At 52.4% G+C, this 13,878-nt stretch carries 16 protein-coding genes and 1 tRNA gene; 10 read left to right on the forward strand and 7 right to left on the reverse strand.

Going from position 1 to position 13,878, the window contains the following annotated elements:
• The first annotated feature begins 46 nt into the window (after positions 1-46).
• A complete protein-coding gene (gene msrA, locus EVJ26_RS06980) occupies positions 47-565 on the forward strand; it encodes a peptide-methionine (S)-S-oxide reductase MsrA (protein ID WP_131458734.1) in 519 nt (172 codons plus the stop codon).
• A 29-nt stretch (positions 566-594) separates the two neighbouring features.
• Here msrA and EVJ26_RS06985 read toward each other — a convergent pair whose 3' ends face one another.
• Complete coding sequence (locus EVJ26_RS06985; protein WP_131458733.1) at positions 595-1,458, reverse strand: GRP family sugar transporter; 864 nt, start codon at positions 1,456-1,458, stop codon at positions 595-597.
• Positions 1,459-1,600: 142 nt separating this feature from the next.
• Between EVJ26_RS06985 and EVJ26_RS06990 the strand changes: the two genes are divergently transcribed.
• The 3 genes from EVJ26_RS06990 (at position 1,601) to EVJ26_RS07000 (ending at position 2,756) form a co-directional block, all read left to right on the forward strand.
• A tRNA-Ala gene (locus EVJ26_RS06990) sits at positions 1,601-1,673 on the forward strand.
• A gap of 116 nt (positions 1,674-1,789) precedes the next feature.
• Entirely contained in the window at positions 1,790-2,122 is a 333-nt protein-coding gene (locus EVJ26_RS06995) for a four-helix bundle copper-binding protein (RefSeq protein ID WP_131458732.1), read from the forward strand.
• A gap of 67 nt (positions 2,123-2,189) precedes the next feature.
• Positions 2,190-2,756 (forward strand): 3'-5' exonuclease, encoded by a 567-nt coding sequence (locus EVJ26_RS07000; protein WP_131470163.1) that lies wholly within the window; start codon positions 2,190-2,192, stop codon positions 2,754-2,756.
• 27 nt (positions 2,757-2,783) lie between these two features.
• On the opposite strand, the gene EVJ26_RS07005 is transcribed toward EVJ26_RS07000, so the two are convergent.
• The 5 genes from EVJ26_RS07005 to EVJ26_RS07025 form a co-directional block, all read right to left on the reverse strand.
• Entirely contained in the window at positions 2,784-3,845 is a 1,062-nt protein-coding gene (locus EVJ26_RS07005; protein WP_131470164.1) for a bifunctional glycosyltransferase family 2/GtrA family protein, read from the reverse strand.
• A gap of 110 nt (positions 3,846-3,955) precedes the next feature.
• Positions 3,956-4,945 carry a sodium:calcium antiporter gene (locus EVJ26_RS07010; RefSeq protein WP_131458729.1) on the reverse strand — a complete coding sequence of 330 codons (990 nt, stop codon included), beginning with the start codon at positions 4,943-4,945 and terminating at the stop codon, positions 3,956-3,958.
• Between the two features lie 213 nt (positions 4,946-5,158).
• Positions 5,159-6,007: an HD domain-containing protein gene (locus tag EVJ26_RS07015; RefSeq protein WP_131458728.1), complete on the reverse strand. Its 849-nt coding sequence runs from the start codon at positions 6,005-6,007 to the stop codon at positions 5,159-5,161.
• Positions 6,008-6,122: 115 nt separating this feature from the next.
• Entirely contained in the window at positions 6,123-6,827 is a 705-nt protein-coding gene (locus EVJ26_RS07020; RefSeq protein ID WP_131458727.1) for an SDR family NAD(P)-dependent oxidoreductase, read from the reverse strand.
• 38 nt (positions 6,828-6,865) lie between these two features.
• Positions 6,866-7,423, reverse strand: coding sequence for a glycerol-3-phosphate responsive antiterminator (locus EVJ26_RS07025; RefSeq protein WP_131458726.1), 558 nt, complete (start codon positions 7,421-7,423; stop codon positions 6,866-6,868).
• 121 nt (positions 7,424-7,544) lie between these two features.
• On the opposite strand from EVJ26_RS07025, the gene EVJ26_RS07030 reads away from it, so the two are divergent.
• Genes EVJ26_RS07030 through EVJ26_RS07040 form a run of 3 tightly spaced genes read left to right on the forward strand, consistent with a single transcriptional unit; the run spans position 7,545 to position 9,612 of the window.
• Positions 7,545-7,964 carry a GNAT family N-acetyltransferase gene (locus tag EVJ26_RS07030; protein WP_070327182.1) on the forward strand — a complete coding sequence of 140 codons (420 nt, stop codon included), beginning with the start codon at positions 7,545-7,547 and terminating at the stop codon, positions 7,962-7,964.
• Between the two features lie 37 nt (positions 7,965-8,001).
• A complete protein-coding gene (locus EVJ26_RS07035) occupies positions 8,002-9,195 on the forward strand; it encodes a cation:proton antiporter (protein ID WP_131458725.1) in 1,194 nt (397 codons plus the stop codon).
• Positions 9,196-9,201: 6 nt separating this feature from the next.
• Positions 9,202-9,612: an arsenate reductase ArsC gene (locus tag EVJ26_RS07040; RefSeq protein WP_131458724.1), complete on the forward strand. Its 411-nt coding sequence runs from the start codon at positions 9,202-9,204 to the stop codon at positions 9,610-9,612.
• A 37-nt stretch (positions 9,613-9,649) separates the two neighbouring features.
• Here the strand turns inward: EVJ26_RS07040 and EVJ26_RS07045 are convergent, their stop codons facing one another.
• Complete coding sequence (locus EVJ26_RS07045) at positions 9,650-10,270, reverse strand: DedA family protein (RefSeq protein ID WP_131458723.1); 621 nt, start codon at positions 10,268-10,270, stop codon at positions 9,650-9,652.
• 103 nt (positions 10,271-10,373) lie between these two features.
• Between EVJ26_RS07045 and EVJ26_RS07050 the strand changes: the two genes are divergently transcribed.
• The 3 genes from EVJ26_RS07050 to EVJ26_RS07060 all read left to right on the forward strand — a co-directional run bounded on the left by EVJ26_RS07050 (position 10,374) and on the right by EVJ26_RS07060 (position 13,821).
• Positions 10,374-10,931, forward strand: a complete 558-nt coding sequence (locus tag EVJ26_RS07050; RefSeq protein ID WP_131458722.1) for a DNA-3-methyladenine glycosylase I — start codon at positions 10,374-10,376, stop codon at positions 10,929-10,931.
• Positions 10,932-11,058: 127 nt separating this feature from the next.
• Positions 11,059-12,546: a sodium/proline symporter PutP gene (gene putP, locus EVJ26_RS07055; protein WP_131458721.1), complete on the forward strand. Its 1,488-nt coding sequence runs from the start codon at positions 11,059-11,061 to the stop codon at positions 12,544-12,546.
• 138 nt (positions 12,547-12,684) lie between these two features.
• A complete protein-coding gene (locus EVJ26_RS07060; RefSeq protein WP_236634063.1) occupies positions 12,685-13,821 on the forward strand; it encodes a CapA family protein in 1,137 nt (378 codons plus the stop codon).
• Positions 13,822-13,878: the final 57 nt, after the last annotated feature.

Raw genomic sequence — 13,878 nt, forward strand, 5'->3', positions numbered from 1 at the left:
ATGACATGGGCGCTTTTTTTGGAATGAACATGAGGGGGATTTTATTTTGGAAAAAGCTACATTCGCAGGCGGTTGTTTTTGGTGCATGGTGACACCGTTCGAGGAACAGCCAGGCATCGAAGGCATCGTATCCGGCTATACGGGCGGACACGTCGACAATCCGACGTATAAAGACGTCAAGACAGGCACGAGCGGTCATTACGAGGTCGTCGAGATCACGTTCGATCCGTCTCAGTTCGCGTATGAGCGCTTGCTCGAACTGTATTGGATTCAGACTGACCCGACCGACGACGGCGGCCAGTTCCAAGACCGCGGGCAACAATATGCGCCCGCCATCTTCTATCATACGGAAGAACAACGCGTGAAAGCAGAACAGAGCCGCGACGCGCTCGCTGCGAGCGGAAAGTTCAAACAACCGATTGTGACGAAAATCTTACCGGCTGACGTCTTTTACCCGGCCGAAGACTATCATCAAGATTATCATAAAAAAAATCCGGCCCACTATAAAGCGGACCGGAAACAATCTGGCCGTGACGAGTTCATCGACCAGACGTGGACAAGCTGACAACGACGGGCCTCATACCCGTCGTTTTTTTAGCTCTTCGCGAGCCCTAACATAAAACCGGCGACCACGATCAGACCGATCCCCATAAACACGAAGACGCGTTCTTTCGACGTCTTTTCTTCTTTTAGCAAGTAAATGCCACCGAGTGTCGCGACGACGACGTTCAGTTGAGACAGTGCGAACGACGTGGCGATGCCGACTTCTCCGCTCGAGACGAACAACCCGAAGTTCCCGATCCCCCAGGCAAGCCCGGCGAAGATGTTCTTGAACGTCTTCGGATCAAACTTTTTCACATCTTTTTCACGAAGACTGAACAAGAGCGCGGCGATGAACATCCCGAGTGACTGCGGTAGGATGGCGGTGATGCCATCGACCTCAAAGTAGTTGGTGAGGACGGCGTACGTCACGTAACCGATGCTCGAAACGAGCAGCACGAGTAGCCCTTTTTTCAAAGCACTACTGCTGTCAGATTCTTTATGTTGTTGATATGACGTCATGACGGCCCCGATGATGATCAAGACGAGGGCCGAGAAGCCGAGCCATAGTTCAGTCGGCGTCTTCCAGTCCCCAAGGACGATGACCCCGAACAGTGATGTCCCGACAAGCTGCATCCCTGTACTGATTGGCATCGCTTTCGAGACGCTCAAAATTTGGAATGACTGGAATTGAAGGTATTGTCCGAGCGCCCAGAACACACCCGATATGAAACCAGTCACGATCGCGAGCGTCGTGAACTCTGGTTTGAAGACGAGCGCGATGACAGTCGCCATTACCATCGCGCCGATCGTCGTGCCGACCAATTGTTGAATCGGCTTGCCGCCGACAATAGATACGATAAGCGGGATACTCCCCCACATGAGTGCGGGCAGTAGCGCCAGCAAAATCATCTCCATATGTTGCACCTGCTTTCTTAATATAACATTCTGTCTGTTCTTCCCGGCTCTAGCGCCCAATAAACTTCAAAAATGATTTTCAAAGTTCTTTCGTTTTTCTTGTTGCCAAATCATTTATTAGAATGATATAATAATTTCCAACGGGGCATTAGCTCAGCTGGGAGAGCGCCACGCTGGCAGCGTGGAGGTCAGCGGTTCGAGCCCGCTATGCTCCATTCCTTAAGTCGGTCCACTGATGTGGACCGACTTTTTTCGTGTCCCCGCCTCGGTTTAAGTCGACACGAACCGGGTAATGATTGTAAGACATCATTTATCTTAAGGGGGACTTCCAATGAACCGAGCCGCTGTCGAAGAGACGATTTTGGCCGTGATCGATTGTATCCGAGCGAGCAATCATTGCTTCTCGAAATGTTTACAAGAAGAAGATCTGCTGATGGTCTCGGAATGCATCCGGTTGACGAAAGAATGCGCCGAAGTCGCCACGCTCACCTTGAACGCGCTCGAAACCGACTCGGCGTTCACAAGACCGATCGCGGCGCTCTGTGCGCAAGTGTGTGATACGTGTGCCGTCGAATGCGGGCGTCACTTGTACGACCATTGCCAACGTTGCTCTGAAGCTTGCTTGCGCTGCGCCGAGGCGTGCCGGCATCTCTCGGCCGCATGATCGCTTTCCCGTCTAACCTTGTGTTAGACTTTTTTTGTACAGATTTTTTGAGAAGAGAGGAACTTTTATGCCACATTCTATTCTAGCCATCGATGTCGAGACGGCCAATCGCGACAGTCGGAGCATCTGCTCTGTCGGTTGGAGTCTACTGACAGACGGTGAAGTCGTCGAGACGAACCAATGGCTCGTCAATCCTGAGGAAGACTTTGACCAAGGCAATATTCGCGTCCACGGGATTCGCCCGAGCGACGTCTGGGACGCCCCAGCATTACCCGAAGTGCTCGAACAGCTCTACCCGATTCTGAACGCCGTCGACGTCGTCATGGCCCATAACGCCGCGTTCGACATGGGCGCGCTCCGAAAAGCGATCGCCAAGTACGACTTGTTCTCTTTCCCGACGATTGAATACGGCTGTACCGTCAAGTTGTCCCGCAAGCTCTATCCGGGGCTACCGAACCATAAGTTGAACACGATGGCCGAGCATTTGAACGTTCCGTTCATCCACCACGATGCCGCCGAGGACGCCCGCGTCTGCGCCCTGCTCATGCGCGATATGATGGTCAAGACCGGGATCGCCGACGTGCGCGAGTTGCACCGCTACACGTCGGTCAAACTCGGAACGCTCGCTTATTGACGAAAGGCCCGACAGCTGTCGGGCCTTTCAGCGTTTGAAGATCCATCTCTTTTGGACGTAGTAACTCAATACGAACAATCCGCTGTCGACGGCGACCTTGAGGATGACCTCGCCGTCCCGAAACACAAGGAACAACACGTAGACGAGACTCGCCGACAGCGCCATCTGCACAGCGACCAACCCAAAGTATTTCAACATCGAGCGCTTCGCTTTCGATTTGAAGACGACTTTCCGGTTGACGTAATAATTGAATAACGAAGACACGATGCGCGCCAAAACCGTCGCCACGATGACATGGACTGATTCGAACCATGGATTCAATAAGAAGATCAACAACGCGTAGACGCCGATGTCCATTAAGAATGAAGCGACTGATGATAGGGAATAGGCCAAAAACATTCGATAAATAAGAATCGAATCGATGACTGGACGAAAATGTGAGGACGCGTTCTCGTCAATGTATACCGTTTCGATCGGTGTTTGATGAATCGGTACTTGCAGTCGTTTCGTGAACGTCAACATGTTCATCTCGAACTCATAGCGGTTGCCCGGAATATCAATCAGTTGCTTGGCGTAGCGGAGCGGAATCGCCCGAAGTCCGGTCTGTGTGTCGTTCAGCCGGAGACCGCTGCCGAGCAACATAACAAATCTCGTCATTTGATTGCCGAACCGGCTCCGGAACGGAATCGCAGGCGACGAGAAATCACGACAGCCCATGATCAGATGATGCGGCCACTTCACCCCTTCATCGTACAGGTTACAGACGTCCGCCGGCAGATGTTGTCCGTCCGCATCGACGGTGATCACGCCGGTCGTCTCAGGATATGCGTCGACGATGTGACGGAGCCCGGTCTTTAGCGCTGCGCCTTTGCCGGCGTTTTGTTCATGCTCGAGCACAGCGGAGACGTCCGCCTTTACGTCATCGAACACGACGCGGCACGTATCGGCACTACCGTCGTTCACGATGATGACATGGACGAACCCTTTGTCTTTCAACTCCCGGACCAGTGTGACGAGCGCCTGGTCAGGGTTATAGGCCGGTATTAACACGACATAGTCGTCTAAACGTTCCACGGCATGCATTTGCATCGCCACCCCTCCTTCTTTCCTCTTATACCCCAGTCAGACGAAAGTGATACCGGGACAAGAAAAAAACGTGATGGCTTTGCGCCATCACGTCAAATCAACGAGCTGATGATTCATCCGGTAAAGATGAGATAGGAAGAAACGGCGTAGACAAAAACGACGAGAACCGAAGGAAGGGCGTATCTGACTTTCGATGTCACGTCTTGTCGAAGCACGCTGTACATGACCAAAATCGATAGGATCGTGATCCCGATGGCCGTGACCAAGTGTGATGCCGACACATCCGCTAAAATCGACCCGTTCTGATAAAATACGTCCGACATGGCGATGATGAGCATGTTGAAGATGTTACTCCCTAGGATCGAGCCGAACGCCAAGTTGACGTTACCGAGTTTCAAGGCGACGAATACCGCGACCGCTTCAGGCAGCGACGTCGACGCCGCAATCAAGAAACTACCGACGAAGCTTGAGCCGAGTCCTGTGACGACAGCGATCTGGTCACCCGTGATCGACAGCGCCGTCCCGGCCGCCATGATGACGAGTGCCGCGATAACGAACCCGACGCCGGCTTGTTTCACTGAAATCGTATCAGTGACACTCGCACCGACTTCTTGCTCGACTTCGCGTTCGGCCGTCGGCTCTTGAGGCCGCTTCCCGATATAGTAAATCCCAATCGCATACAAGACGGCAATTAATATCGCGTCAATGCCAATTCCTAGTACCGTATAATCAATCCGGATCAGAAGCGCGACCATCGTGACGAGCGTCAACATCAATCCGAGACTGGCCGTATATAGGTGGTCTCGACTCGCGTCATTGAACAGCCGCTTTTGACGATAAAATAGATCGAACATCGCCAAAATGAAGATGTTGAACAAGTTCGAACCGAGCATGTTCCCGATGGCGATATCTGGGTTGTTGATCAAGACGGCGGATACGCTCGTCGTCACTTCCGGAAGTGACGTCGCCCCGGCTAACAGGACCGTCCCGACGAGCATCCCGCTCATCGTCGACTTCTCACTGATGACATCAGCGTACGTCGATAATTTGATGGCAGCATACACTGTAATCGCAGCGGCCAAAATAAAGTAAATAAATACCATATAAATTTTTCTCCCCTTTTCATGAATTCAAAAAGACCTTTTTATGGACGCCAAAAAAGCATCCATAAAAAGGTCTTGCGGACTTGGTAAGAAGCTCGATGGACCGAGTGCACATGCACCGTAATGACGACCCATCGACCACGTTCGTGGTCGCTACTCCCCTTCTCATGTTCACGATGAATATAACACGTTCAAGGTCACTTGACAATCATTTCACTTCAACAACGTGATGACGTCCTCAGACCGGAGCGCGGCCCGGTAAGATAATTCGTTGATTGCTTGCAAGACGGGAATTGACAAGTCTTGTCTAAGACCGCTTGCTTGCAGTTGGTCTTTCAGCATCTCGAGCTCGACCTGTTCCGCTTCAGAGCCGTGACGATAGCCTTCCCGCATCGACTCGTTCAACTCGTAAGCAGTTTGACAAAGCGTCGACGACTCTTGGAGCCAATCGTCTTCGTGGAACCCATGCCCGATCACATCGAACAGTTTGTTCAACTTCTCGTCACGGCCTTCTTCGACACCGTAGAACAGCAAATTCAACTCGATCTCAAATTCATCGATCAAACTCGTCGTCTGACTGAAAGGTTGGAGCGCGTGGAGCAGCTCATGATAGTACCAAGACTGATCACGAAGCGGTCGCTTGAACCGTCCCCACACCTGCTTGCCTTCACGCTCAATGTCGAGTCGGATCGAGCGCAGATTATGTAACTTGTCTGCCGCTAGAAGCGCGACTTCATCATACTGGAGCGTGTGCACTTTCTGAATCGTCATCCGCTTACGTTCTTCCCACGAGTGATGCTTCCCCGGTTCCGAGACGGCTTGGACTAACCGGGCGACTTCTCGTCCGAACTCCTGTTCAATCTCCTCGGCCGTCGTCAGCGTGTCTTCTAGTAAGTCATGGAGCAGTCCGGACGCTACGACCGGAATCGGTTGTCGGTCTTCGACGAGCAACATCGAGACGGCGACCGGGTGGGTCACATACGGAATGTTCGTCCCTTTGCGAAACTGCCCGTCATGACGGACGGCCGCAAAGCGTAAAGCCTCTTCGATCAGCTGGTGCACGACGTTTCCCCCTTCAAATTTGTTTACTCACTCCTTCCTGTTATACCCATGACTAGGACTTATCACTCACATCCGCATTTAAAATATAGGGTAATGGTCCTACCGGCAGACTTCATCAAGACTCGTAAATCATTTTCTTTGTCATTCCACCATCGACGACGAGGTTATGTCCGTTCACGAAATCGTTCATCGGATCGATCAAGTACGTAACGGCACGGACGATATCTGTCGTCGTACCGACCCGGCCCGACGGATGTTGACGATGGTCGACGTCTCGCAACGGGTCGTCGGACGTATGGATCCAACCTGGGCTGATCGCGTTCACCGTGACCGGTCGAGCCGCGAGCGAGACGGCCATCGAATTGGTCAATGCGACAATCCCACCTTTTGACGCTCCGTACGCTTCCCAGTCCGGTTCGTTTTGGTGCGCACGCGTCGAAGCGAGATTGATGATGCGTCCATACTCCGCGCCTTTATTTAGCGTCAAAAATGCTTTTGAACAAGCAAACGTCCCGACAAGGTTGACATCGATGACATGTTTAAACGTCTCGACGTCCAACTCTTCGATCGGGGTCTCAAGTGACGACACGCCCCCATTATTGATGAGAATATGCGCGACACCAAAGTCTTGTCCAATCTTCTTGAAAGTGTTGGACACGTCCTCATGGTTGCCTAAATCCATCTGCATGAACGTCACATCACGAAGCAACGGGTCCTCTCCGATGTCGAGTCCGATGACGCGATAAGACTCCGCAAAATGATGCGCGAGCGCGTAACCAATCCCTTGACTGACTCCTGTAATGATCATTGTCTGTTTCATCTTCTATCCCTCCTCGACATCATTTACCCGGAATGTGCTTACTTAAGTCCTGCCGCACGCCAAAGTGCTTGATCGGACGTCGTCGCGACCGTCGCTCCGGCCGCGAGTGCTTGCTCAACTTCGTCAAGCGACGAAATCAAGCCGCCCGCGAACACCGGGATCCCCGTCTGTTCTTTGACGAGCCGGATGTACTTAGGGACGAGTCCCGGCAAGACCTCGATATAATCAGGTTGCGTCCGATTGATTAACCGATAGCTTTTTTCGAGCGAGCTCGAATCAATCAAAAATAGGCGTTGCACCGTCTTGACATGTTTTTGTTTCGCTTTTAGGATCACATTTCCTTTCGTCGAGATGATACCGTACGGTTTATACGACTGACAAATATATTCGGTCGCGAACTCGTCGGCCTTCAATCCTTGGATCAAGTCGAGATGGACGAAGACCTGCTTGCCGTGCGTCTCAAGCAACTGAAAGACCGCATCGAGACGCGATATGTGGATCTCGAGCAAGACGCCGATGGCGAATTCACTTTTTAGAAAAATTTCCACATCTCGCATATCACGAAGCGCGGGCAAAATCGATTGGTTCTCAAACATTTAGCCGCCACACCCTTTCCATTTTCTTTCATTATTCGGACAAAGGCTTTATGAAATCAAGGTTTATGAATTCAATATAGCGGGAAAACGATTACAACTTGTGTGGAGGGGGACTCATCTTATGGTAAACGAAGTCGAGGTAAGGATTGAAACACCGACACCGGAGCAACATCAACAGCTCAGGGTCAAGGCGGGAATGCCAAAGCGTTCAGACAAAGGGACAATCAAAGGACTGGCCAACACGCTATTCGGTGTGTGCTTATATAGAAACGATGAGATGGTCGGCATGGGTCGCGTCGTCGGGGACGGGGGGATGGTATTCCATCTGGCCGATATCGTCGTCGACCCGGATTGCCAAGGCCTTGGGCTCGGGAAGCTGATTATGGAACATTTGATGGACTGGATCTTGAAAGAAGCGGACGAAACGGCCATCATCAGCTTAATTGCCGATATCCCGGCCGACGGGCTGTACAAACATTTCGGTTTTGACTACTCGCGGCCGGAATCGGTCGGCATGGAATATCAGTGGAATCAAGACTAGTCGCCGCGGACGGCGACTAGTCACAAAGGGGTGACGTATGGATTTATTGAATATTATCATTTTACTCGGTTTAGGACTGACCGTCATCTCCGTTCTTAGCCTCATCTTCGAGCGATTTTTCTTCCCGAGTATATTGGCATTTATCGCGATTGGGGTCGCCGTCGGCTTCTTCTGGGATGGGAACGAAGTGTTCAAGGTCGCCGGTGAGATCGGGATCATCTTATTGTTTTTCTTGCTCGGACTGAAGTTCCCGTTAACAGAGCTCGTCAAGCGGATGAAACAAGTGTGGAAAGCAGGCGTTTTAGACATCGCGCTCGCGTTCGGTGTCACCATCGGCATCGCTTTGCTGTTCGGGCTCGATTTTTCGCAAGCTTTCTTGATCGGGGCCGTCCTTTATGCGACGAGCTCGTCCATCTCGGCCCGGTTGCTCGAACGGAACACGGACAAGCACGAAGATATTAAAGAATTCGTGCTCGCCTTGCTCATCTTTGAAGACATCTTCGCACCGCTCATCTTGACCGTCGCTCCGTTCATCATTCAAGACGAACCGATCGCTTTCTCTGACATCGGCAAAGTGTTCGTCGGTTTTCTCGTGTTCGGTGTTTTGTTATTTGTCGGCTCACGCTTCGTCACGAAACAACCGAAGATCGCGAAGCATATGCTACTTCAGGACGATGCGAGCATCGGCTTGATCGGCTTGATCTTGTTCTTCGCGGGCATCGGCATGATATTCGGATTATCGGAGATACTCGGGGCGTTCATCGCCGGAATCATGTTGGCCGGCATTCACGACGTCAGACCGTTAAAACGTCTGACCGTGCCGGTCCGCGACTTATTCTTACCGATTTTTTTCATCTCATTCGGAATCTCAATCAACCTCGAGCAAGGAGTGATCATCAACACTCTCTTCTTTGTGTTGATCGTCTGGGGCGTGCTGTCGAAGTGGATCGTCGGGCGTGTCGGCGGCAGGCTGTACGGCTTGACGCGGATTCAAGCGAACGAGGCCGGTTTCTCGCTCGCACCTCGAGGCGAATTCTCGATTCTTTTCACCGCCCTCTCGAACGGGGCCATCAACTTGTTCGTCGGGTTATACATTTTCGTTTCCGCCATCATCGGCATCGTCTTGTTCCGCTTCTCTGAAAGTTTAGCAGCGAAGATGGAGCAGACGCTCAAAAGAGTCTTGCCCGAGGAAACCGATAGAAAATCTGACCAAACCGATAAAGGAGACTGAAAACTCATGGTTGAAGTTGCATTCGTATGTATTCATAATTCATGCCGCTCTCAAATGGCAGAGGCAATCGGACGCGATGTGCTCGGAGATATCGCCCGCGTCCATTCAGCCGGCACGGAAGATTATCCGGAAGTAAAGCCGCTCGCACTCGAGGCCGTCCGGGAGATCGGTCTTGATCCGTCGGGACAACATCCGAAACGGCTTGACGAGATTCCGGACCGGCTCGACTATTTGATCACGATGGGTTGCGGGGTCGAGTGTCCGTACGTACCGACGACATATCGGGACGACTGGGGGCTCGATGACCCTTCCGGTCAGCCGATCGAAGCGTTCCGGGAGACACGTTCGCAAATCATCACGAAGATGAAGCAGTTGCGCGTACAGATTCTGAACGACCATCCTGAACTTCATCAATAAACGGGCCCTCTTAGGAGGACCCGTTTTTTAGTCGCCGTCAAAACGATGACGCTTTGTTTGACCGTTTCCGCTTCCGCCACACGACGAAAGCGATGATCGCGATGACGAGAAGCGCGTACATCACGTATGAATACACGTCGAGATAGTCTAAGATCGATTCCCAGTTCTCCCCGACCCGAATTCCGATATAAATCAGAATCGAATTCCAGATCAACGTTCCGGCCGTGCTCAACAGCAAAAATTTAAGGAACGGCATGTTCGACATACCAGCCGGCAGTGAGATCAAACTCCGAACGACCGGCATCAGCCGACCAAAAAAGACCATCCAGCCGCCATAGCGGTCAAACCACGCGTCCGCTTTTCGGACGTCATCGATATCGAGTCGAATCCACTTCCCGTGCCGTTTCGTCCACCGTTCGATCTGTTCGACGTCTAAATACACTCCAATCCCATACAACAAGACCGCTCCTAAAATGGCGCCCACTGTCGCCGCCAAGACGACGACCCAGACGATCAAATTTGTTTTGACAGCAAAGAACCCACCGAACAGCAAGACGACCTCTGACGGGATCGGCGGGAACACGTTCTCGATAAAGATCATGAACGCGATGCCGAAATAACCGTATTGTTCAATGATACTGATCATCCAATCTCGCATAAATCCATCGACCTCCAATATGACGTATTATACCCGTCCATGAACGTCGGCAATCGTTCCGACGTGCTAAAATGAATCGACAACGACAAGGAGTTGAACCGACATGGAAGAGACAACACGCTGCCCTTGGTGCGGCACAGACCCGGACTACGTTCGGTATCATGACGAGGAATGGGGCAAGCCGGTTCATGATGACAAAAAACACTTTGAATGTTTGACGCTCGAGAGCGCGCAGGCAGGGCTCAGCTGGATCACCATCTTACGGAAGCGTGAGAACTATCGGCGCGCGTATGCCGATTTCGATGTCACGCGCGTCGCCGACTATACTGATGTCGACGTCGAACGGCTGCTGTCAAACGATGGCATCGTCCGTAATCGCCGCAAGATTGAAGCGTCGATCAACAACGCCAAACGATTTCTCGAGATCCAGCACGAGTTCGGTACATTCGATGCGTACATCTGGTCGTTCGTCGACGGGAGCGTCATCAACAACGACTGGACGTCGGTCGAAGAGGTTCCGGCGACGACGGAGCTATCGCATCGCTTGAGCACAGACTTGAAACGACGCGGCTTTAAATTTCTCGGCCCGACGACCGTTTACGCCCATCTGCAAGCGACCGGTCTCGTCAACGACCATCTGATCAACTGCCCCGCTAAATGATTTTTTGTTATTTTAGTCAATGACGAAAAATAAACGTGCAGCCGATTCAATTTTGTGACAAAATCTTGTCAAGGTATAAGATATAGATTTTGAAAACGTTTTCACAACTGAATGAGGGGGCTGTTACATGAACGGGATTTTAGTTTCCATAACGATTTACATGGTGCTCATGGTCGTACTCGGCGTCGTCGCCTATCGCCGGACAGAGAGCATCGGCGACTATATGCTCGGAGGACGAGGGCTCGGTCCAGGCGTCGCCGCCTTGTCGGCCGGGGCATCTGACATGAGCGGTTGGCTACTGATGGGCTTGCCGGGCGCCATGTTCGCGACCGGCCTCTCGAGTGGGTGGATCGTCATCGGGTTGACGATCGGCGCCTACTTGAACTGGCTCCTCGTCGCCCCGCGTTTACGCACGTATTCATATTTGTCGGAGGATGCGATCACGATCCCAGACTTCTTCGAGAAGCGGTTCAAAGATTCTCGGGGCACACTGCGGACGTTCTCAGCCGCCGTCACCTTGATTTTCTTCACACTGTACGCGACGAGCGGCTTCGTGGCCGGCGGCCGGTTGTTCAACGCCGTCTTCGGCATCGAATTTGTGACGGGCGTCTTGATTTTAGCGTCGATCATCATCCTCTATACGTTCATCGGCGGGTTCCTCGCTGTCAGTTGGACGGACTTCGTCCAAGGACTGATCATGTTGTTCGCGCTCATTTTCGTCCCGGCGATCGCGATCACGGCGACCGATGGCGTCTCGAACGCGCTCCAAACGATCGGTGATATCGATTCGGCGCTGCTCGATCCGTGGACGGGCCAATCGTTCATCGGGATCGTGTCTTTATTCGCCTGGGGGCTCGGTTACTTCGGACAACCACATATCATCGTCCGCTTTATGGCCATCAAAAAATTACAAGATATTAAGACGGCCCGCCGGATCGGCATCTCGTGGATGCTCTTCACCGTCGTCGGGGCGATGGCGACCGGATTGATCGGTCTCGCCTACTACACGCAGCAAGGACTTGAGATCGACAATCCAGAAAATATTTTCATCAATCTATCAGACCTATTATTCATCGACTTGATCACGGGCGTGTTACTCGCGGCACTGCTTGCCGCCATCATGTCGACCATCTCGTCGCAGTTGCTCGTCTCGTCTAGTGCGGCGACGACCGATTTCTATCAGAAGTTTTTCCGCAAACAGGCAGGTGACCGTGAACTCGTCATGGTCGGCCGGATCACCGTCATTCTCGTCTCGGTCGTCTCGATTTGGCTCGCCTTCGGTGCCGATGATACGATCTTGAACCTCGTCGGCTACGCTTGGGCCGGTTTTGGTTCCTCGTTCGGTCCGCTCATCTTGTTCAGCTTGTTTTGGAAGCGGACGACGCGCCAAGGCGCACTCGCCGGCATGTTGACGGGCGCGTTCATCGTCATCGTCTGGAAGAACTTCGCCAGCGACTGGTTCGGGACCGTCGGTGAACTGTATGAGATGGTTCCAGCGTTCTTCTTATCGGCGCTTGCCATCTATGTCGTTAGCTTGATGACACCGCCACCGAGCACGACAATCACGAACGAGTTTGAACAGATGGAGCACATATTGAAAAAAGAAGGCATCTGAACCGCACAAAGTACCGGGATCCACTACCCCGGTACTTTTTTGTCTGTCGTGACAAAAGGAGATTTAGCGCTTTTGCCGAACTCCTCTATATACACATTCGATTTTAAACGAAAGGAAGTGACCACTCACTTGAAACGAGTGATCTTGCTAAAACAACCTGCCCTACTTTTGTCCCTCCTTTTCCTGTTCGGCTGCACCTCAGCCGATGTCGAAACTACGCAACCCGAGCAAACTGAGAATCCGCCGGTCGAGACGGAACAACCGCTTGAGACCGTGCCCGAAGAACCGGAACCGGTCGTGACGACGACGTCCATTTACGCGATCGGCGATATTTTATTGCACGACTCCGTCTACAACGCCGCCAAGAGCGGTGACGGCTATGACTTCACCCCCGCGTTTGAAAAAGTTGCGCCCGCTTTGGCCGAGGCCGACATTACCGTTGCCAACCAAGAGAGCATGATCGGCGGCAGTGACATCGGGTTGTCGAGTTACCCCGCCTTCAATAGCCCCTACGAGATCGGTGATGCGTTGCAAGAAGCAGGCATCGACCTCGTGACGACAGCGAACAATCACACGCTCGACCGCGGCGTGAAAGCGATTGAGAATTCAATCGCCTACTGGAACTCAATTGATATGCCGTATACCGGTTCGTTCTTATCCGAAGCAGATAAAGCCAACGTCCGGACGCTGACCGCGAACGACATCTCGTTTGCGTTCCTCGCCTACACGTATGGGACGAACGGTGTCGTACCGAAGCAGCCGTATCACGTCAATTACATTGACGTCGAAGCGATGAAACGAGACATCGAGGCAGCCGAACAAACCGCCGAGCTGACCGTCGTCGCACTCCACTTCGGGAATGAGTACGAGCCGCTCCCGAACGAATCGCAAGAAACACTCGTCCAACAACTGTCCGATTTTGGTGTCGATATCATCATCGGCCATCATCCGCACGTCCTGCAGCCGACGGCCTGGGTCGACGGCGCTGCAGGCAATCGAACGTTCGTCGCCTACTCACTCGGAAACTTCTTGTCTGGCCAGCAAGGCGATGAGCGGAATACGGGCGGCATCGTCGGTATCGACATCGTCAAGACGACCATCGACGGCGAATCGACGTTTGAGCTCACGAACCCGATGTTCTATCCGACGTTCACACGGCAATCGAGCGCGGGCCATTTCGAGGTCGTCCCTCTCCAGTCCGCCAAACCTGAGCTATTCAACGAGACGAGCGAGCATATGAAACAATGGATGCCAGAACTCGAGATCATTCAGTGACGAACCACTTTTCATAAGTGGTTCTTTTTTTTTTAGGAAAACCATTGCTTTCCACCC

Origin of the sequence: Exiguobacterium sp. SH3S1 (genome assembly GCF_004337105.1) — a bacterium.
Lineage (GTDB): Bacteria > Bacillota > Bacilli > Exiguobacteriales > Exiguobacteriaceae > Exiguobacterium > Exiguobacterium aurantiacum_A.

Coding starts and splice junctions, on each gene's coding strand:
- EVJ26_RS06985 (WP_131458733.1), bottom strand. CDS start 1,458: ATGGAGATGATTTTGCTGGCGCTACTGCCCGCACTCATGTGGGGGAGT.
- EVJ26_RS06995 (WP_131458732.1), top strand. CDS start 1,790: ATGAACCGAGCCGCTGTCGAAGAGACGATTTTGGCCGTGATCGATTGT.
- EVJ26_RS07000 (WP_131470163.1), top strand. CDS start 2,190: ATGCCACATTCTATTCTAGCCATCGATGTCGAGACGGCCAATCGCGAC.
- EVJ26_RS07005 (WP_131470164.1), bottom strand. CDS start 3,845: ATGCAAATGCATGCCGTGGAACGTTTAGACGACTATGTCGTGTTAATA.
- EVJ26_RS07010 (WP_131458729.1), bottom strand. CDS start 4,945: ATGGTATTTATTTACTTTATTTTGGCCGCTGCGATTACAGTGTATGCT.
- EVJ26_RS07020 (WP_131458727.1), bottom strand. CDS start 6,827: ATGAAACAGACAATGATCATTACAGGAGTCAGTCAAGGGATTGGTTAC.
- EVJ26_RS07025 (WP_131458726.1), bottom strand. CDS start 7,423: ATGTTTGAGAACCAATCGATTTTGCCCGCGCTTCGTGATATGCGAGAT.
- EVJ26_RS07030 (WP_070327182.1), top strand. CDS start 7,545: ATGGTAAACGAAGTCGAGGTAAGGATTGAAACACCGACACCGGAGCAA.
- EVJ26_RS07035 (WP_131458725.1), top strand. CDS start 8,002: ATGGATTTATTGAATATTATCATTTTACTCGGTTTAGGACTGACCGTC.
- EVJ26_RS07040 (WP_131458724.1), top strand. CDS start 9,202: ATGGTTGAAGTTGCATTCGTATGTATTCATAATTCATGCCGCTCTCAA.
- EVJ26_RS07045 (WP_131458723.1), bottom strand. CDS start 10,270: ATGCGAGATTGGATGATCAGTATCATTGAACAATACGGTTATTTCGGC.
- EVJ26_RS07050 (WP_131458722.1), top strand. CDS start 10,374: ATGGAAGAGACAACACGCTGCCCTTGGTGCGGCACAGACCCGGACTAC.
- putP (WP_131458721.1), top strand. CDS start 11,059: ATGAACGGGATTTTAGTTTCCATAACGATTTACATGGTGCTCATGGTC.